Source organism: Paraflavitalea sp. CAU 1676 (assembly GCF_029223285.1).
Taxonomy (GTDB): Bacteria; Bacteroidota; Bacteroidia; order Chitinophagales; family Chitinophagaceae; genus Paraflavitalea.
On sequence record NZ_JARHUJ010000006.1, the window covers coordinates 300,703 to 319,577 of the forward strand.

13 protein-coding genes and 1 riboswitch are annotated in these 18,875 nt (G+C 49.2%); of the genes, 4 read left to right on the top strand and 9 right to left on the bottom strand.

The window, feature by feature from the left end; genetic code table 11:
• Window positions 1–96 precede the first annotated feature (96 nt).
• The gene (locus tag P2H89_RS20980; RefSeq protein WP_275830536.1) at window positions 97–4,455 is read left to right on the top strand and encodes a PAS domain S-box protein; all 4,359 of its coding nucleotides are present in this window, start codon (window positions 97–99) and stop codon (window positions 4,453–4,455) included.
• A 66-nt stretch (window positions 4,456–4,521) separates the two neighbouring features.
• A complete protein-coding gene (locus tag P2H89_RS20985) occupies window positions 4,522–4,812 on the top strand; it encodes a hypothetical protein (protein WP_275830538.1) in 291 nt (96 codons plus the stop codon).
• 30 nt (window positions 4,813–4,842) lie between these two features.
• Here P2H89_RS20985 and P2H89_RS20990 read toward each other — a convergent pair whose 3' ends face one another.
• Both P2H89_RS20990 and P2H89_RS20995 read right to left on the bottom strand, forming a co-directional pair.
• The gene (locus P2H89_RS20990) at window positions 4,843–5,535 is read right to left on the bottom strand and encodes a response regulator transcription factor (RefSeq protein ID WP_275830540.1); all 693 of its coding nucleotides are present in this window, start codon (window positions 5,533–5,535) and stop codon (window positions 4,843–4,845) included.
• Entirely contained in the window at window positions 5,532–7,022 is a 1,491-nt protein-coding gene (locus P2H89_RS20995; protein ID WP_275830543.1) for a HAMP domain-containing sensor histidine kinase, read from the bottom strand. Before P2H89_RS20995 ends, P2H89_RS20990 begins: the two co-directional genes overlap by 4 nt.
• Window positions 7,023–7,151: 129 nt before the next feature.
• Between P2H89_RS20995 and P2H89_RS21000 the strand changes: the two genes are divergently transcribed.
• A complete protein-coding gene (locus P2H89_RS21000; RefSeq protein ID WP_275830544.1) occupies window positions 7,152–7,967 on the top strand; it encodes a GLPGLI family protein in 816 nt (271 codons plus the stop codon).
• 130 nt (window positions 7,968–8,097) lie between these two features.
• Here P2H89_RS21000 and P2H89_RS21005 read toward each other — a convergent pair whose 3' ends face one another.
• The 6 genes from P2H89_RS21005 to P2H89_RS21030 all read right to left on the bottom strand — a co-directional run bounded on the left by P2H89_RS21005 (window position 8,098) and on the right by P2H89_RS21030 (window position 14,500).
• The gene (locus P2H89_RS21005) at window positions 8,098–8,334 is read right to left on the bottom strand and encodes a Trm112 family protein (RefSeq protein WP_275830546.1); all 237 of its coding nucleotides are present in this window, start codon (window positions 8,332–8,334) and stop codon (window positions 8,098–8,100) included.
• A gap of 2 nt (window positions 8,335–8,336) precedes the next feature.
• Complete coding sequence (locus P2H89_RS21010) at window positions 8,337–8,981, bottom strand: thiamine phosphate synthase (RefSeq protein WP_275830548.1); 645 nt, start codon at window positions 8,979–8,981, stop codon at window positions 8,337–8,339.
• Window positions 8,981–10,039 (bottom strand): AIR synthase-related protein, encoded by a 1,059-nt coding sequence (locus tag P2H89_RS21015; protein ID WP_275830550.1) that lies wholly within the window; start codon window positions 10,037–10,039, stop codon window positions 8,981–8,983. The genes P2H89_RS21010 and P2H89_RS21015 overlap by 1 nt, the downstream gene beginning before the upstream one ends.
• Window positions 10,036–10,743: a class I SAM-dependent methyltransferase gene (locus P2H89_RS21020; RefSeq protein WP_275830552.1), complete on the bottom strand. Its 708-nt coding sequence runs from the start codon at window positions 10,741–10,743 to the stop codon at window positions 10,036–10,038. Before P2H89_RS21020 ends, P2H89_RS21015 begins: the two co-directional genes overlap by 4 nt.
• A gap of 75 nt (window positions 10,744–10,818) precedes the next feature.
• A riboswitch (TPP riboswitch) is annotated at window positions 10,819–10,910 on the bottom strand.
• A gap of 61 nt (window positions 10,911–10,971) precedes the next feature.
• Entirely contained in the window at window positions 10,972–13,788 is a 2,817-nt protein-coding gene (locus tag P2H89_RS21025) for an outer membrane beta-barrel family protein (RefSeq protein WP_275830554.1), read from the bottom strand.
• 151 nt (window positions 13,789–13,939) lie between these two features.
• Window positions 13,940–14,500 carry a hypothetical protein gene (locus P2H89_RS21030; RefSeq protein ID WP_275830556.1) on the bottom strand — a complete coding sequence of 187 codons (561 nt, stop codon included), beginning with the start codon at window positions 14,498–14,500 and terminating at the stop codon, window positions 13,940–13,942.
• 144 nt (window positions 14,501–14,644) lie between these two features.
• Here P2H89_RS21030 and P2H89_RS21035 point away from each other — a divergent pair, with 144 nt between their 5' ends.
• Window positions 14,645–14,815, top strand: a complete 171-nt coding sequence (locus P2H89_RS21035) for a hypothetical protein (protein ID WP_275830558.1) — start codon at window positions 14,645–14,647, stop codon at window positions 14,813–14,815.
• A 1,042-nt stretch (window positions 14,816–15,857) separates the two neighbouring features.
• Here P2H89_RS21035 and P2H89_RS21040 read toward each other — a convergent pair.
• Entirely contained in the window at window positions 15,858–18,836 is a 2,979-nt protein-coding gene (locus tag P2H89_RS21040; RefSeq protein WP_275830560.1) for a TonB-dependent receptor, read from the bottom strand.
• Between the last annotated feature and the right edge of the window lie 39 nt (window positions 18,837–18,875).

The window sequence follows — 18,875 nt, forward strand, 5'->3', positions numbered from 1 at the left end:
CGGTAAATGCCTTAGATATTAAAAAAAAGCACTAGGGTATTCAATAGAAACCCTTGTTTTGCAGTTATTTGCTATTCGAATATCCCGTTAAAAACCATGAAGAATCCGCGTAAGCTGGTGCGTATTGCGATCGTACTCCTCGCAACCGTGTTGTTGTTCAACTTCACGGGCTACTACCTGATCTATCTCCGTAGTCAGGAAAATGAACAATATGTGCAGGTGCATCGAATTGCCAATGAGCAGCGCATGCTAAGCCAGATCATCAGCAAGGATATCGTATTGCTAACCCGTCCCCGGCTCACCAACCAGGAGATTGTAGAGCTTCGCAAGGAGCTGCAAGCGGCAGTAGATACCTTTATTGTCAACAACGAATTTCTGAAGACAAAGGTCAATTCCCTTTCTCATGAACGCCAGTTTGAGATCCGAAAACTGCATAGTCATGCCCAGGTCCATTTCAAAGACATTATTGCCGTAAGCCGTACCGTGCTGGCCGCCGACAGCGCGCAACTAACAGATAACCGCCATGCTTTCAGGCGGGATGTCCTACTAAAAGAAAAGAATTATAGTCCGCTCCTAAGTACCCTGTCGCACAATTACTCCGACATCATTTCGGACAAAATGGGCGAGGCTACTACTATCAATACCGGAAAGTTCATTTCGCTGATCGTAGCCTTTGTTTGCCTTGTTTTCCTGGTATTGGAGCCCCTGTTCCGCTCTAACCAGCGTAATTTCGAAGAACTGCAGCGGGCCCAAAATGAACTGCAAAAAGAGAAGACCTACTTTTCATCGATCCTCAATTCGCAGACCAACTATGTTATCCGGGTCGATCATGATGGAAATTTTACTTATGCCAACCCCCAGTTCCTGCAAGCCTTCGGGTACGAAGAGAAGTTCCTGATGGGAGAACCATATTATAATACCATCTACCCCAAAGACCTGTACCGCTGCCAGCAGATGGCTGAAGAGTGCTGGAAAAATCCGGGGAAAGTGAATAAGCTCCTCATCCGGAAACCCATCCAGCATACGAAGATGTTCCAATGGACCGAATGGGAGTTCATTGCACTTCAAAACGAAACCGGAACACTCGAAATGCAGGGCATTGGCTCCAATGTGACCGACAAAGTGATGGCGGAACAACTAAAAGAAGAGGCCATCCGCACTTCATCTTACGCCATGACCTATGCCAGGATGGGCAGCTGGAAACTGGATTTCTTTTCGCAGGAGATGACGATGAGCAAGGAGTTTGCCACGCTGCTGGAGTACGATGAACAGGAAGAGCTGACCATGACCTTCGAGCAGTTCATGCACGATTATGTACTGCCCGAATACCATAACAAGGTAATCAGCGAACTCACCAACTCGATCCACAACAAGTACAACCACGATTACGAAACTAATTTCAGCTGTCAGATCATAACCCGTAAAGGGAATATCCGCCACCTGTACATACGCGGCAAAATGGTTGATGCCACCAGTGGTTTCGGCATTGCCCAGGATATTACCACACAAAAAGAAGCCGAGCAGGCGCTTCAGGACAGTGAGCAACAGTTCAGGCTACTGGCCGAGCATTCGGAAGACATCATTACGGTGAACAGGCTCGATGGTATACTGCTTTACGCTTCACCATCGATGGAAAAAACCCTCGGTTATGCGCCGGAAGAAGTGTTGAACCATTCGGTGCTGGACTACATACATCCCGACGACAAATATAAATTTATACCACAGGCAGGCGGACCTACGATGGAAGACCTCGAGAACATTACCCTCCGGTACCGGATGCGCACCAAAAGAGGCGACTATGTCTGGCTGGAAAGCATCATCAAGCCGGTGCGTGAAACGGGTGAGGTAAACCGGTTGATCTGTACATCGCGTAACATTACAGAAAGAAAACAATCGGAAGTGGAACGGGAGCAGTTGCTGACCGAAGTAAAGCAGTCGGAAGAGCTATTGCGTACCGTGATCAACTCCACACCCGATTGGATCTTCATCAAAGACCTTGGTCACCGTTTCCTATTGGTGAACCAGGCTTTTGCGGACTCCATGAATAAGCCGCCGCAGGAATTTATCGGCAAGAACGATCTGGATATCGGTTTCCCCGAAGAAGTGGTGAAAGGAGATGAAGACAAGAGTATACGCGGTTTCTGGCACGATGATGAGGAAGTGGCCAAGACCGGCAACGCCAAATTCATCCAGGAAGAACCTTCTTCCATCAATGGCAAGGCACAGGTAATGACCACTGTAAAAGTTCCTTTGCGTGATCCCGATGGGGCCGTATGGGGGGTACTGGGTTTCGCACACAATATCACGGAGCAAAAGAAGTCGGAAGAAAGATTACTCCATAAAGACCTGCTGCTGCAGGCCATGGCCGAAGCAACCCACCAGCTGATCAGTAACAACCACCTCGAAGAAGCGATCGGTGAGGCGATCCAGTTGCTGGGCGTGAAGCTGCAGGTAAATTCCGTGAATGTGTACAAGAACGATTATAGCTACCAGGAGAACAAATGGTACTCGAGTCAGCTTTTACACTGGGATAGTTCGACGGGGGAACTCGTTCATAAAGACCCGGCTTACCAGCGCCTGCTGATGAATGAAGACACTTCGATCTTTAAAACACTCAAGCAGGAAGAACTGTATTGTGGCTATGTAAGGGATATTGTTGAAGAGGAAGCCAGGGCCTATTTTGAGAAGTTGGGCGTTAAATCGGTGGCGATCGTTCCCATATTCACCCTGCACCAGTTTTGGGGTATCGTAGGTTTCAGCGACCGCGAAGAGCGTGACTGGACCATTCCGGAATTCTCCATCCTGCAATCATTCGCAGCTACGCTGGCAGCCGCGATCGAACGGAAACAAATGGAGCAGGAACTGGTACTGGCGAAAGATGCTGCAGAATCGGCCAGTCAGGCTAAAAGCGAATTCATGGCCAATATGAGTCATGAGTTGCGGACACCCATGAACGGCATCATTGGTTTTACCGACCTGGTATTGACCACCGACCTGCAGAAGACGCAGCGCGACTACCTGCACAACGTGAAGAAATCGGCCAACGGCCTGCTCGATATCATCAATGACATTCTCGACTTCTCGAAACTGGAAGCCGGTAAACTGCAGATAGAGCATATTCCATTCAGGCTGGATGAGCTGGTAGAAGAAACAGTGGATATCCTGATGGTGAAAGCGTTTGAGAAAAATCTTGAACTGATCTGCCATATCGATCCGGAATTGCCGGTTCAATTTGGTGGCGACCCTGTCCGCATCAGGCAGGTGTTGGTGAACCTGCTGGGCAACGCCATCAAATTCACTCCGCAAGGCGAGATCCTTGTTTCGCTCGTGAAGGCTGGCGGCGTTTATCAAAAGAATGGAAAACCCTTCCTTGACCTCGAGCTTTCGGTGCGCGATACCGGTATCGGCATTTCGCCTAAAAAACTGCGTAAGATCTTCGAGAGCTTTACCCAGGCAGATTCTTCTACCACCCGTAAATACGGAGGCACCGGTTTGGGCCTCACCATCTCCAAGAGCCTGGCCGAACTGATGTATGGCAACCTGACTGTGAACAGTGAGTTGGGAAGAGGAAGTACGTTCACCCTGCATATTCCGCTCGAAGTAATGAAGGAGCATACCGAGATCGCTGCTGCGCACAGACCACCATTGCGCAACGTGCTGGTGGTGGACGACAACAGCACGAACCGCTGGCTGATGCAGGAGATCTTCAAATATTTCAGTATTCCTTGCGAGATAGCAGGCAGTGGCCGCGAAGCATTGATGATCCTGGAGCGCATAAAACGCTCCGGTGAGCCGCTGGACCTTATTATTACGGATCACCACATGCCCGAAATGGACGGTATTCAACTGGTGAAAGAGCTGAACCAGCAAAATACCGGCTCTACACAGCCTACGATCCTGATGTTGTCGTCGCTGGAGAAAAACCTCTTCCAGTATGAAGCAGAAAAACTAGGCATTCGTCAGCTGCTATCCAAGCCGGTCAAGATGTATGAACTTTATGCCATGTTGAGTGCGATGTTCATTCCGGGTCACGAGTCGAACAAACAGGACCTTTCTACCGCCAGGATCGAACACATTGCGGACGCCGCCTCTATCATGGTCGTAGAAGACGACCCCATCAATATGCTGCTGATTTCGGAAGTATTGCGGAAAATGGGTTTTGAGATCATCCGTGCCAATAATGGCAAGGAAGCGCTCGACATTCTACCACACTACGACCCCGTACTCATATTCATGGATGTGAACATGCCCGAGATGGATGGCTACACGACCACCCGCCACATCAGGGCCATGGGAGAGCCTTATAAACACTTGCCTATCATTGCGCTTACGGCCGATGCCATGCAGGGTGACCGCGAAAAATGCCTGGCTGCCGGTATGGACGATTATATTTCCAAGCCATTCCGTATCGAGGAGATTGTAGGGGTATTGAAAAACAGGACCTTGCTGGTGTGATGAACAAGTGCGGGGATACAACCTTTGGGTGTATTCCTGCGTCTTCGGATAAATATCATCACTACCATGAACAATACGCCCGCAAGACCTTCTTTACTAATATGTATCCTGATGGATCTTATTGGTTATGCCACCTACGCCATTCCAGGCCTGGGTGAGCTGGGAGATATTGTATGGGCACCAGTTTCTGCTATTATATTCTACAAGCTTTTCGGAGGATGGAAGGGTGCCTTTGGCGGCCTGTTCAACTTTGTAGAAGAAATACTTCCCGGCCTCGACTTCATACCAAGCTTTACGATCATGTGGATATGGCAAAAACGGGCAGCTTTCAATAAACCTGTCGTCGGCGCCCGATAATCAACACATTCATCACGACTGAGATCTTAATCAGGCGATTATAAACCGGTATCCCACTCCTTTTATCGTAATGATGGCCAGGCTGTCATCATCTTTCAGGTAGCCACGTAGTTTGGTAATATAAACATCCAGGTTGCGGGAATTGAAGAAAGAATCATTACCCCATAGCATCGTGAGTATATCCTTGCGATCGATGATCTTATCCCGGTTCTCATACAACAGTTTCAGCAATTCGCTTTCGCGGAAGGAGAGTTTGCGCTCATCCTTGCCCACGATCAACGTTTGCCGGGTTAGGTGAAACTGGAATTTCCCAAGCCGCACTTCGTCGCTGTTGGGAATAACCGACCGGCTATGGAGCCGATACCGCAGCGCGTTGTCGATGCGCACGATCAACTCTTCCATGCTGAATGGCTTGCGGATATAATCATTGGCGCCCGTAGAGAATCCTTTTACCAGGTCTTCCGTTTGGGTTTTGGCAGTCAGGAAAATGATGGGTACCTTTTCATCGATGGTCCTGATCTCACCGGCCAGCGTAAACCCGTCCTTGTTGGGCAACATCACATCGAGTACGCATACCTCGGGGTTGATGCGTTTAAAGGTTTGTATCACATTGGCGCCATCGCTTTCCATCACCACATCAAATCCCCGGCTTTCGAGGCTTTCCTTGACGATCTTGCCAAGGAACAATTCATCTTCTACGTACAATATCCTGGTCTTACTCATGCGGGTTTAGGCAGTTTAGTCGTAAAGCGGGTTCCAATGCCCGGCTGGCTTTCTACATTGATGGCTCCTTTATGCCGGTCCATGATATAGGCTACATAACTGAGGCCGAGGCCATACCCTTTTACATTGTGGGTATCGCCGGTGGGGACGCGGAAAAACTTGTCGAATATTTTCTTCTGGTATTCATTAGAGATCCCGATACCATTATCGGTTACGTTCATTTCAATATGCTCGTCGAGAGAAACCAGGTCTACCTGGATGGTTGGATGCGCCTTGCTGTATTTGAGCGCATTGTCGAGCAGGTTGAATATTACGCTGGTGATGTGCATCCTGTCGGCATTCAATATAAAATCGTCGCCATGCACATGGATGCTGACGCTGGCTTTGTATTTTTCAAACTGCAGGCGCATGGATGCTACCACTTCTTCTACCAGTTCTTTAAGGTCGAAGGTCTCCCCATTCAATTCGATCTGCTGCTTCTCGAACATCGACAATTTGAGCACTTTGTCGACCAGCAGGGACAAGCGCTGCAGCTCGTTGGCCGATATATCCAGGTATTCCTCCGTTCGTTTGGGATCATGCAGCGCGTTGAAGTTGCGCAGGGCCTCAATCGCTACACTTACCGTAGCGATGGGCGTTTTAAGTTCGTGAGTGATATTACTGATAAAGTCGTTCTTAAGCCGCGTAAGGCGACGTTGCTTTATCATGTTCCGGTACATCAACACAAAAGAAAAGATCGTAAGGCCCACCAGCAGGGCCGACACCAGTATCTGCGATGTCAGCTTCTTCAGGACCCAGGGGATCGTATTTTCCAATTCCAGTGCAAGGGTATATGGCTTGCTGAAGCCAATGGTTACTTTATTGTCTTTGGCGATATCATCCGGAATAATCAGTTCGTCGGTGGGTTCATGTTGCTCCCGCAGGATGTAGAAAGGAATATCAAGGCCTTCCTTCTCCAGCATTTTGCCATAACGGGTCGTTGCTTCCTTTACGGTAATAGAATCCTGTAGTGAGTCGACCCCTTCCAGGAACTGGATGATCCGCTGGCCGGGGTGCATGCGGGGAATCATGTCACCCATAACCGCTGGCCGGCCCGCCACCACGTGCAGGCTATCAGTTTTTATGCGCATCGAATCGGATCGGTATGACCTGAAAGTTTTGTTGAGCGTATACACAACAGACCCCATACGCTGTTTGCGGGGAGAAGCAGAATCAATGAAGGTAACAGACTGAAAAGAGGCATTCACATCGGGCCGGCGGGAGACCCTCATTTTAATATTATTCGTATCCAGTTTCATCCGCTCTATCTGGTACCGTTGGATGGATTCGCGGAATAATACATTCGCGCGGATATGCAGGTTTTGCAGTTCATCCCGGTAATTGTTCCGTAACCAGTATCCCTGGAATAGAACAATCGCGAGGATGGCCAATACCATCAACGCGACCGACATGGAGGAACCCGATATTTTGGCTGACCTGGTTGACATGCGATACAAATGTAGGTTTTTGACTATTTCAGCAAGGCCCGTATTAACCTTAATTAACATTAAAGCAAGGTGTGTTAACCTGCTGCCAGAACGCCACTCAGTAGCTTTGGTCATAAATCAACCAGCATTATGAAAAAGATATGGATGGGTTGCCTCGCGATCTTACTGATTGCCACTGCCCGGGCTCAGCAAACTGAAGGGAAAGTCGTTTACGAACGGACGATGGAAATGGTGATGCGTTTTCAGGGAATGGACGAACGGATTGCCCAGCAAATTCCGCGTACGCGAACCGATAAATTCGAGATCCTCTTTGCCAATGGGAAATCCCTGCGGCGCCAATTGCCGGCCGAAGAATCGGACGAGCAGGCATTTCAAAGCGCAGTGGGTGACGGGCGGCAAATGCAGGTGCGTATGATGGTGGCCGGCGCCGATGATGTAACCTTTACCGACCACCTGAATGGTACCTATATCGATCAACGCGAGTTGGGCACCAAAAAAGTATTGGTGGGCGACACTATCCGAAAGCTCAGCTGGAAACTTACCGGAGATACCAAAACGATTCTGGGTTATGCCTGCCAGGCGGCCACTACCCAGCGGATATCTACACGGATGATGACCTCTATGTCTAACGGCGAAATGAAGCGGGAGGAAATTCAGGATACGGCCAATATTACAGCCTGGTTTACGACCTCGATACCTGCCAGTGTGAGCCCCGAATTTGCCGGTCAGCTGCCTGGATTGGTACTTGCCATCGACATCAACAATGGACGCACTGTTTACAAAGCCATAGAAGTATCGCCCAAGGTAGACGTTACCGCGGTAAAAGAGCCCAAGGAGGGCAAGCGACTTACTCCGAAAGAGTTTGCCGACGAGCGAAGCAAGCTGATGCGCGATATGCAAACAGGAGGCCCCGGAAGAGGCGCCACCATACGGTTCTCGAACTAACGAAGGGAAAGCCATGAATACATAAACGGTAGCCAGGCGGTGCTATGATCCAGACACATTGGAATCATTTTACTACTGCCTGGCTACTTTGTTTTTTACCGTAGACGGATAAACAGCTCCTTGCCGGCTATTATGCCGGCAATTCTATTTGCCAGCGTTGGGTAATGTTGCCTTCCAGTGCGGGCTGCCTGTATTCATCGGGGGCCAGTATGGGCAGGCCGTAAATGATGGGGTATTGCCGGTTGCAATGCTGGCAGTGCAGCATCCCTTCAATGATATTGCCGTTGGTATCTTTAGCAAATACTTTGAGCGAGAGGTCGTGCTTGTCCATGGGACAGGCGAGTTTATGAAGCAATGCAGGTTGCATAGTCAAAGTTGTTTTAATTGTTGTAATGCCTGTTTATAGGCTTGGGTTGATTGTTGCGGATCAGCTGCTTTCATGATACCGCCTATGACTGCAACTCCATCCATGTGGGTGGCGGCCAGTGCGCTGAGGTTGTGAGGTGTGATGCCTCCCGCAAGGAAGATGGGCATACTGGTAAGGAGTCGGGCTTCCTGCACCGTTGACACCGCTACCAGCTCGCAGCTACCAGCGGAACCAGAAGGGAACATCGAACAAAAGGAAATATAGTCGAGTCCGTTGTCTATAGCCCACCGAACCTTTTGGAGGTCGTTGCCACAAGTGATACCGGCAATGAACGGCCGGGCCAATTCTTTTCGGATAACGGCCAGATCGGGCTCGTTATCGAAATGAACCCCATCAAGCCGGGTGTTCTGCAATAGTCGCCAATCTTCATTGATCAGTACGGGAATATCGTGCCCTTGAGCACAGGCACCTATCTTTTCAATGAGCGGGCGCTTCAATTGGCCGGGAAGCCAGTGGTTCCAAATTTGTATCACCTCTACACCACCCGCTATGGCCTGTTGCAACACCGGCATCACGATCTCTTCTCCTTTTGCGGGATCGATGACCAGGTAAATGCCGCCGGTTATTGTTCGTTTAGTTGTTTCCATTAGTTCCAGCCATTATTAAGGGCGTTGAAATACGCCAACCAATAGGGGTCAGTACCGGGATGCACGAGTGGATGAGTGCTTCCATGCTGGTGTATGTTAATTCCTGCTTCCCTTTCTGTGATCACCCCCACCACCGCAGCGTTGATCCCGGCCAGTTGCAGGCGATGTATCACCGGCTGGTATTGACCGGCTCTTGCTGTGATGATCATAGAGCCGGCGCCTATCGAAAACATCGGATCGATGCCAAACAACCGGCATACAGCCTGTTGTGCCGGGCCCACCGGTAATCGACTGGCTTCTATCGAGGCGCCAGTGCCGGCAGCCTTCACCATTTCGTAAATAGCTCCCAATATGCCGCCTTCGGTTACGTCGTGCATGGCGGTTACCTGCCTGTTTGTGTCATTACCAGCGGCTACCAGTCCTGCTTTGAGCGAACTGGTATTGTAAAATAGATCACAGGCCCGGTTATAATTCTCAACCCCGCATTTGTCCTTCACAAACTTCGGAAAGCTCATGGCCAGGATGGCAGTGGAAAGCATGGCGGCTTCGGCGGTTACGATGATCACATCGCCGGGTTGTGCATATTTACTGAGCAGAAAGGTATCGGCCGGGGCGATCGATACCATCGTGCCGCCACCTGCCAGTGTTGAGTGCTGCCCCGCAGCCACGCCGGTATGGCCACCCGTGATCGATACTTTTATTTCGCTGCAATAGTTGTGTATGTGGCGCCAGTATTCTTCGAATTGTTCGGGTGTGGTGGACTCGGGCAAGTTCAGTACGAACTGGGCATACATTGGCGCCACACCGGTAGTAGCCATATCATTGGCCATGAGATGAACCGATAGCCAGGCCGATTCCTGCAATCCGATAGATGGGATGAGGGATAGCGGATCACTGGTGAGCGCCATATCGAAGCCATTGGGCAGGTTGATAATGGATACATCCACGCCAAACGCAGCACCTGCCTTCACTTCCGGCCGCGCTGCCCCACAAAACGGATATATGGATTGATGAAAGTAATTATCAGCGATCTTTCCGCTGCCATGAAAGTTGCTCATCGGATATCGTTGAATTGTACATGTAAGCCAAAGAAATCACCATAGGGAACGCCCCATTTTTGTACCGGGAACCATTTTGGCAGGCCGGTGCAGGTCCATTCTATCGAATATTCCCTGCCCTTCAATGCTTCATGAATGATTGCGGTGAGCGCAGCAGGTGTATAGAAGGTGGCGGTAACGTAAAAGGGATTCTTTCCGAAGAGTTGCTGTACGCGGCGACGCACCACCTTGGGCGAGTTGCGGTTCATCATCCCAAACACGATTCCGTACCTGCCTACCCGTGCGGCCTCACGAATCACCTTTACGGGATCCTTATAGTATTCGAAGGTGGTGATAAAGGCCAGTGCGTCGAAGGTGTGGTCTTTGAAAGGCATGTGGTGCGAATCGGCCAGCACAAGGTTGCCATCGAAAAGGTGTACACCCTGGCCCAGCATGAAAGGGGATATGTCTCCACCGGTAGCATCAATCCCGATGTTATGCCACCAGCGGGTAAAGCGGGTAGTGCCGCAACCAAACTCCAGCAACGTCTTTACGCGTGTATCTTTTTTGATCAGGCCGCCGATCACTTTCTTTTGCCATACTTCGGCGCGCTTGTAGCGCCCCTCATACCACTGTTCGTAGGTATCGGTATGTTCGCGGTTGAAGAACCACTCCTGCCGGCCCTGCCAGTTGGTGAGGTTGTTGGTGAACTGTTGTATATCCATATCGTATAATTAAAAATCAAAAGCCACATTGCCTGTGCAGGAAATGTGGCTTTCTATATACTTAATGAAATATACGTCGGGCCCATTTGCATTTCCTCCGCTGGTATTAGCCAGATCAGGTTCCCGGGTATTATCTCAGCCTTGTGCAGGCACCCCGATGCAATGTGTATCTCAAAAATATTAATGTTTGCCCAACTGGCAAAATGGATTATCGGCAGCGGCTATACTTTATCGCATGATGCGAAAACTTCCGGGCGCGGGTGATGCAACGTCGAGGCCCATCTTGCTGAGGCTGTACGTGAAGCTCAGGAGGAAATACCTGCGCAAGGTGGTTACCCGGTTATCTTCGATATAGTTTTGGTTGCTTGTGCGGCTGATGTTCACATTCTCATTCAGCAGGTCGAAGGCAGTAAGCTTGAGCTCGCCACGGTTGAATCGGAGGAACTGCTTGCTGATCGATGCATTCCACAAGGGAACACGCAGATTGAAACCGTCGGCCAGGCGGTTATTCAACATATACGTAAATTCGGTATTGAAGTAAAAGCTTTTGGGAAGCTGCCAGTTGATATCGGTACCATAGTTCTGAGAGAAATAGGTGGTATTAAGGCTCGATTGCAGGGAATACTCGCTCCGGTTGTAGTTGATGCCGGCGTTGAGCGATACATCGAACTTGCCGGTGGGACTCATATCCAGCCGCAGTGATGGTCCCAGCGTAGTGGTATTGATCGTATTGCCGGCGCCATTGATATATTGTTTGTTCCTGTCATACCCGACGTTGGAAGAAATGTTGACGGTTCCCTTCAGGAATCGTACCGGTAAACCCAGACTTACCGTTCCATTTAGATTAAATACGCCGTCTACGTTGATGGGCCGGGTGCGCTTGATGCCCTGGGCGTTGATGCTGTCGTAGCTTACGATCTTGTTATTGGTTTGCCGGATGTTGAAGTAGGCAAACAGGTTCTTGTTCCTGAATGGATTGACCGACATGAAATTGATGGTGGCCAAATGCGTGTACTCCTGTTGCAGATCGGGATTACCTTCCCGGATGTTGAGCGGATTACTGATATCCGCCACCGGCGACAACTGTGTCATGCTCGGCTGATTGGTCATTGCATTGTAATTGACCTGCAGATTCTTGAACTTGGTGAAATTATATTGGAACCTCGCGCTGGGTAAAATATTGTAGAACGTTTGTTTGATCAGGCTGTCTTTGGTACCGGCAATGATATTGCCTTCCAGGTCGGCTTTTTGCCAGTTGGCGCCGGCTGCAAAGTTCCACTTCTTGAACTGGCTGCGCCAGCGAATACCTCCATTGGTAAATTCATAGGTATTCTCATAGTGGTTGGATAGCGCGTCGTTGATGGCATCGTATTTCCCGTTAAGCCTATTGTAATCCCAGGTGGTTTTGGCGGAGGTGCTTTTGCTGAGGCTGTTGCTTACACTAAACTCGAGCAAGGTGTTCTTCATGATCGGCTCTGTATATACGGCCCTGGCGTTGTAACTGAGCAGGTCGCTTTCGAATGCATTGAACTGGTTGATGGAATCGGTTCCAAGTGCGCTGCCATCGGGGTTAAAGAATTTATTGACCGACAGCTGGCTTCCATCGCCATCGGAGGCATTGAGGTTGGTGGTGAGCGTGAGGGAGAAAGTACGCCCGCGCGTACGGAATCTTTTCCGGAACAGTATCTCATTACGGAAATTATATCCGTCGCTGGCCGACAGGCTTTTATTGATGCCCTGGTTGGCCAGCGTGTTGTGCTGGTTGCGGGTGGCGTATTCGCTGATGTTATTGTTGTTGGTTGACTGATAACCCAGCGATGGTGAGATCTTGATGGAATGAAATGAATCAAGTTTGATATCCGCGCTCAGGTTGAGCTTGTGGCTGTTGTTGATATTATCTGAAAGACTATTGGATGATTTTGTAAGTATGGACCCATCGGGCAGAAAATTCTGCTGTTGTGTTTCCTTTTCAATTTTAGGATTGTAGCGGTTGTAGAAGTAGTTGCTGGTAAAGTCGGTATTGTTGCCGATGATATTGTTGTAGTTAAGGCCGCCTCCCCAGATGGTGCGGATGCTGTTGTTGTTGTTGCCACCGGCGAAGCCACCTACAGAAGGATCATTACTAGTGATGGTCATCACACCGCCATTTTGCCGGCCGCCGCTCAGCTGGCCCGAAAAACTCAGCATATCCATAAATGAGAACCCTTCGGCATTGGTATTGTTGCCCATGCCTATGACCGACAGCTGTCGTGCGCCTTTGAATGAGTTCAAATTAAAGCGGCCTTCGTACCGGTCAGATGTACCGGCTCCAACGGAGGCTTTTCCGAATAGACCTTTCTTCTTGTCTTTTTTCAATTTCAGGTTGATGGTCTTTTCGCTATTGCCGTCATCGAAGCCGGTGAGCTGTGCTGCATCGCTCGATTTGTCATAGACCTGCACTTTATCAACGGCGTCGGAGGGCAGGTTCCTGGTTGCGATCTTCGGGTCGGTGCCAAAGAACTCCTTTCCATCTACCAACACCCGCTTCACTTCCTGGCCCTGTGCTTTTACGGTGCCATCTTTTTCAACCTGTATGCCGGGCATTTTCTTGAGCAATTGTTCCACGTTGGCGTTTGGGGGTGTCTTGAAGGAGCCCGCATTGTATTGAACGGTATCCCCTATCAGGGTAACCGGGGGCGCCTCGGCCGTTACCACTACTTCATTCAGCATCTGGGCCGCATCGTGCAGGATGAGGTTGCCTAGATCCCTGTTCTTATTGGCATCGTCGATGCTGAAGGTTTTATTGCTGCCATGGTAGTTGACGTGCGTGATCAGCAACCGGTAGTCGCCATTGGCCAGCTGGGTAATCTCAAAACGCCCCTTGCTATCGGTCATGGTAAAAGTGACGAGGGACGAATCCTTTTTTTGGAGTACTGTAATGGTGGCCGATGCTACGGGTTGTTTCGCTACGCTATCATACAGGCTGCCTTTTACGCTGCCGTTCTTTTGCGCGCAGAGGCTGAGGGTGGAAAGGCTGGCGATGATGAGCAGGTAGATATTTTTCATACCGGTTTTATTTTCGGAGGTTTATTCAGCTACGAAAATATTAGTACACGGCATGAAAGCAGGTTAACCAGCCTTGCTTTAATGTTAATGAAGGTTAATAAATAAGAATCGGGAGTTTGCAAACTCCCGGTGGCTGTATCTTTATTTTCGGTTAGGGTTGCTGCATGGCAACGTCGTATTGCCGATCCTGGTCGTACACCGAGAGAGTGATCTTCCATTCGGTTGTGTAACGCAGGGAAAGTTCTACTTTGAGCGGCTGCACAGCTTCGGGCGCAGCGAGTAGTTCGAAACGGATGGTGGTGGCTTTTTTGTCGACCGGTGCTTCGAATTTACCGTTGAGGATAAAAGGCTTTTCGCCGTCTATCTTGATGATGGTATTGGTGATCTGGTTAAAGAGGTTCTGGAAACTGGTCTTTGCCTGATCGAAGTTGTCGGACCTGGCCAGCTCGCAGCTCCAGGCGTATTGCTCTTTGGGTGGTGCAGCATAGGTGGTGATGATGGGATTGGCGGCCCCGGCAATGACCACGCGGGATTTATAGTCGACTGCGCGGGTATGTTCGGCAAGCCGGTCGCCTTTGATGTTATTGAACCGGTTGGGATAGTCTTCAATGACCTTTTGAAGTGCGGTGGTGGTTTTGGTGCTGAAAACGCCCTGCGCGTGGAGGGAGGCGCTGCATACAGCAAACCACAGGAGCAGGTAAATCTGTTTCATGGCATGGATTTATGGTCGAAAAATAGACAATCCCGCTGGCGGATGAAATAGAAATCCACTTTTTTTACCGGTACACAATAAAAGAATAAAAGGGGCGTTGAGTGTAGGTTAAACCTAAACTTTGTTCCCTAAATCCACTATTCCATGCAAAAGAATACAATGTATTATGACACCCACCGGGCTAAGATCAATAAAGACATCTATCGCCCTTCCTCCAATGTACTCCGTTTCTTCAGGAGTCTGATGGCTGTTTTAATGGTCGGAAAGTCGCCCATTTCGTCTCCCATCAGCAGATACCGTTTACACCAACACTAACAGCATTACCTAAACTGAAGTTAGCCATTGGGCTTGTTCCAAGGCCTTGTACACTTGAATAAAGATTTCAGCACTTACCTCTGAAACCACAATCAGTATGTGCTGGCCCCCTGTGCAAACGGGGGGCTTTTTGTTGTTTGGTACCGCAACCGGAAGTCCTTCCGGCAGACTTTTTGAGTTTCCTGAAGGGCTCTTCCGACAGGTTTAATGCGTTTCCCACTGGGCCTTGCGTGCAAGCTAATTGCTCCACTCCTCAGGACTCCACTGCCAGGCTTACCTGGTTTGCAGCCTGGCCCTGTCTGCAGACTTATTGCTGCTCCAGCCGGGCTCATCAGACAGCACTACTGTGCTTCCCGCCGGGAGCAGTCTGCTGACGTATTGCTTTTTTGCCAGGTTCGACCAGCTTACTGTACGCCTGCAGCTACGGCATTTTGCACATTCCCACCTCCAAATTATTGGGCCCAATAGCACTTCCCCGCTAGCCCTGTTCTTCAATATGCTTTCAAAATCTTAATGGTGGAAATGGGTCGGGTTTCTCGAAAGTTAAACACAAACTGTAGCCATAGACATGCGATCTCAACGCTGACCAAAAACAGGGCAAACACGCCAAGTATTCGGATTTGCCCGAGTCTGGTCCGGGTTTGGTCCGGCTTTGGTGTGCGTCTGGTGCCTGTCTAAAAGGTCGCTTTCGCCTTTTTATGACGATATTTTGCCGGCTTAGCATTCAGCGAAAACCATCAATCAGGTGTATGTGAATGGCGTTTAATGCCACCAACTACGGGCATTGTTAGCTCGCCTGGCGGCGACCGGGAAATGCCAGGTTTTTGAGAAAAAGGAAGGTGGCCCAGCTTTTAATATGGCAGTCCGAAGTGCCCCTGTATACGCAGATATGATCGGCCCTCGTAATAGTTCGAAAAATGTTGTGCCTCTTTGGACGAGGGGTGGGATAAGATTATCAGGAATTGGAGACCGTTGCGCCTTTACCCAAAAACAAAGCCTCCCATTGGGAGGCCTGTTAGTATGTGAAGGGGGAAAGCTCTTGCTAGTTGCGCATCATCCTGAACTGGCGGGGCATATCGCCTCCGCCGGGGCCGCGTTGCTGGTTTTGTGCACCTGCCCTGTTGAGGTTGTACGTAAAGGTGAGCATGAAATAACGCTTCAGTACCAGAGAGCGGGTGTCTTTGATGTTCAATCCGTCTACCGTACGGTTAATGCTCTGATTCTGGTTAAGCAGGTCATTGACAGAGAATTTGATCTCGCCTTCTTTCTTCTTGAAGAGCAGCATCGCCAGGCTGGTATTCCACAATGGAATGTTTTGATCGAATTCGCCGCCACGACCAGAGTTGATGATATAATCAAAATCGGATGAATAAATCAGCTTTTTGAAGAAAGTATAGTTGAAGTCCAACCCATAGTTCTGTGTATAATAGACCTGTTCGGCTGCTCCGCTATAATTGCCTGAGTAGTTGATATTGTTGTAGGTAAAGCTTCCATTTACGCCAACGTTCAAACCCTTGTAGTCGATATGGATGCTGGCGGTTTGGGTCATTGCAAACGTATTGGTAAAGTAAGTTAACCCCGACTGTATTCCGGCATTCCTGTTATAAGACGCATTGTTGTTGAAATTCAGGTTGCTGCCTTTCAAGGCACCTTTCAGCGGAAAGCCCATTGTTACAAAGGATGATGCACTGAAAGAACCATTGAGGTTTACCGGTACAATGTAGGAAGCACCTGGTGTATTATTATACTTCTTGAACCGGTCGGGCACAGTATCAACATTGTTCACGATCTTATTGCTGGTATTGCTGAAGTTCAGGTTGGCTGAAAACAGCTTAAACGTAGAAATATTGAACGTGCTATAGTTCAGGTTCACGTAGTTTGAATATTCCTGCTTCAGGAAGGGATTACCATTGGTAACAGAAAACTGATTCGAGAAATCCGGTGCGTCCTGCAACTGTGTTATTGAAGGCTGGTTCGTACGACCCATGTAGGAGATCCGGAGGTTTTTGGTACGGGTAAACGTAAAGTTCAAGCGTGCAATTGGCTGAAAATTGAAAAAGTTCTGGTTTACCGTTGTGTCTTTCGAGGTAAGCGGGCGAACGGTACGGTTGGTGAGGTCGGAGGACTCGACTGCACCACCTATCTGGAAATTATACTTGTTGGTTTGCACGCGGAAATTTGCACCCGCTCGATGTCTTATATTATCGTTCTCGAAATAGTTGGTCTGCGCCAGGTTCGGGATGGTGTATCCTTTGCTGCCAATGCTATCGAAATTATACGCCAACCTATCGGAAGTATTATGACTATTGGTGTAGGCATAGTTAAGTTCGATGATCTTATTATGACCTATCGGCTCCGTGTAGGAGGTGCTGATTACTGTAGACGTTGATTTTGTTGTCGAGTTGCTGATAAAGTCCTGCAACGAATCCTGGATCAAGGTGCCATCGAAAGCATAGGAACGGATAGGCGAATAGTTTTTGGAATCCGTTTCATTGTTATTGATGCTGTTGTTGAGGCCCAGGGTAAACGTGCGGCCAGGCTTATTGAACTTTCTGCGATACAACAGGTTGTTGTTTACATTGTAGCCCTTCCGCTCGCTGTAGCTGCGGGTTTGGATGGTATTGGCCAGATACGAGCCTTTATTGGCGGGTGAATAGCGGTAGATGGTATCTTCCTGGTAGTTGGCTGTTTGAGATTGCTGGAAGGTAGCAGTTGGCGTATACAGGATCGAGTTCATGGAATCGATCGCAGCTTCTATACGCAGACTGAACCGGTGGTTCTGGTTCTTGGTATCGGTGAATGCCTGTTCGTCTTGCACAGAAGCAGAGTCGGGTATGATTTTACCTCTTACGCTTTTACTAAGATCAGTTTGCTGGCGAATGATCTGCTCTGCGTGGTTGTTGGTATTGGAGTAAAAGTAACTTCCTGTTACATCTACTTTAGAAGACCACTTATCGGTATAGTTGATGCCACCAGAAAGCGTTTTCGTAATACCACCAGAGGCTCCGTTGCTGAGCAAGCCAAAGCCCATGCCGCCGCCACCGCCACCGCGGAAACCTCCGCCACCTCCACCACCGCCGCCGAAGCCTCCAAAGCCTCCGCCACCGAATCCACCACCTCCACCACGGTTACCGCCGCCACCGCCGCCGGAAATATCGTTAAAGCTGAAGCTTTGCTTGTTGATGTTATTGAACTGGCCGAGTACAGAGATACGGCGATCGCCATTGAAGCGGCTGAAGTTGAAGCTACCGTCATAACGGAAATCTTTGTTCTCTTCACTATAACCACCGCCTACTACGGCACGGCCGAAATATCCTTTTCGTTTATCTTTTTTGAGGCGAATGTTGATTGTCTTTGAACGGCTGCCATCGTCGATACGGGTAAACTTGGCCTGATCGCTCATATCATCGAATACCTGTACGGACTCGATCATGTCGGCAGTAATGTTCTTGGTGGCCAGTTTGGGATCGCTGCCGAAGAATTCCTTTCCATCAACATATACTTTCTGCACATCTTCGCCCTGCGCTTTCACGTTGCCTTCTTTATCTACCTGAATGCCGGGCACTTTCTTCAGAACGTCTTCTGCCGTAGAGTTGGGCTTGGTCTTGAATGCGCTGGCCTTGAACTCGATCGTATCTTTTTTCACCTGGATGGGCGGCGCTTCTACCACTACCTCATCGAGTAGGGTAGTTCGTTTGTCCATATATATAGTGGCCAGGTCGAGCGTGGGCTGTTCGGTCTTTATGCTAATTCTTTTTGTAACAGGCTGATAACCCTGGTAGGTTATGCTGAGGCGGAAGGTGCCCGTATCGAGGTTTTTGATCTCGAACTCTCCTTTCGCATTGGAGATGCCGAATGCGATTACCGAAGAGTCTTTGATGCTGTAAATCGAAACGGTGGCCTCAGACAATACTTCTTTATAAGTGGAATCGGTGAGCTTACCTTTCACACTCCCCTTTTGTGCCAGGGCGGCCGTTCCGAACGTTGTCAATAAAATCAAGAGGGTCAATATCTTGCTCATGCAGGTTGTATATAAGAGTTCGCGATTTAAAAGTTAGAC

What these genes read in the sequence shown, in the direction of transcription:
- P2H89_RS21010 (WP_275830548.1), bottom strand. Translation starts at nt 8,981, where the DNA reads ATGGAAACAACTAAACGAACAATAACCGGCGGCATTTACCTGGTCATC.
- P2H89_RS21030 (WP_275830556.1), bottom strand. Translation starts at nt 14,500, where the DNA reads ATGAAACAGATTTACCTGCTCCTGTGGTTTGCTGTATGCAGCGCCTCC.
- P2H89_RS20985 (WP_275830538.1), top strand. Translation starts at nt 4,522, where the DNA reads ATGAACAATACGCCCGCAAGACCTTCTTTACTAATATGTATCCTGATG.
- P2H89_RS21000 (WP_275830544.1), top strand. Translation starts at nt 7,152, where the DNA reads ATGAAAAAGATATGGATGGGTTGCCTCGCGATCTTACTGATTGCCACT.
- P2H89_RS21025 (WP_275830554.1), bottom strand. Translation starts at nt 13,788, where the DNA reads ATGAAAAATATCTACCTGCTCATCATCGCCAGCCTTTCCACCCTCAGC.
- P2H89_RS20990 (WP_275830540.1), bottom strand. Translation starts at nt 5,535, where the DNA reads ATGAGTAAGACCAGGATATTGTACGTAGAAGATGAATTGTTCCTTGGC.
- P2H89_RS21015 (WP_275830550.1), bottom strand. Translation starts at nt 10,039, where the DNA reads ATGAGCAACTTTCATGGCAGCGGAAAGATCGCTGATAATTACTTTCAT.
- P2H89_RS20995 (WP_275830543.1), bottom strand. Translation starts at nt 7,022, where the DNA reads ATGTCAACCAGGTCAGCCAAAATATCGGGTTCCTCCATGTCGGTCGCG.
- P2H89_RS21020 (WP_275830552.1), bottom strand. Translation starts at nt 10,743, where the DNA reads ATGGATATACAACAGTTCACCAACAACCTCACCAACTGGCAGGGCCGG.
- P2H89_RS20980 (WP_275830536.1), top strand. Translation starts at nt 97, where the DNA reads ATGAAGAATCCGCGTAAGCTGGTGCGTATTGCGATCGTACTCCTCGCA.
- P2H89_RS21035 (WP_275830558.1), top strand. Translation starts at nt 14,645, where the DNA reads ATGCAAAAGAATACAATGTATTATGACACCCACCGGGCTAAGATCAAT.
- P2H89_RS21005 (WP_275830546.1), bottom strand. Translation starts at nt 8,334, where the DNA reads ATGCAACCTGCATTGCTTCATAAACTCGCCTGTCCCATGGACAAGCAC.
- P2H89_RS21040 (WP_275830560.1), bottom strand. Translation starts at nt 18,836, where the DNA reads ATGAGCAAGATATTGACCCTCTTGATTTTATTGACAACGTTCGGAACG.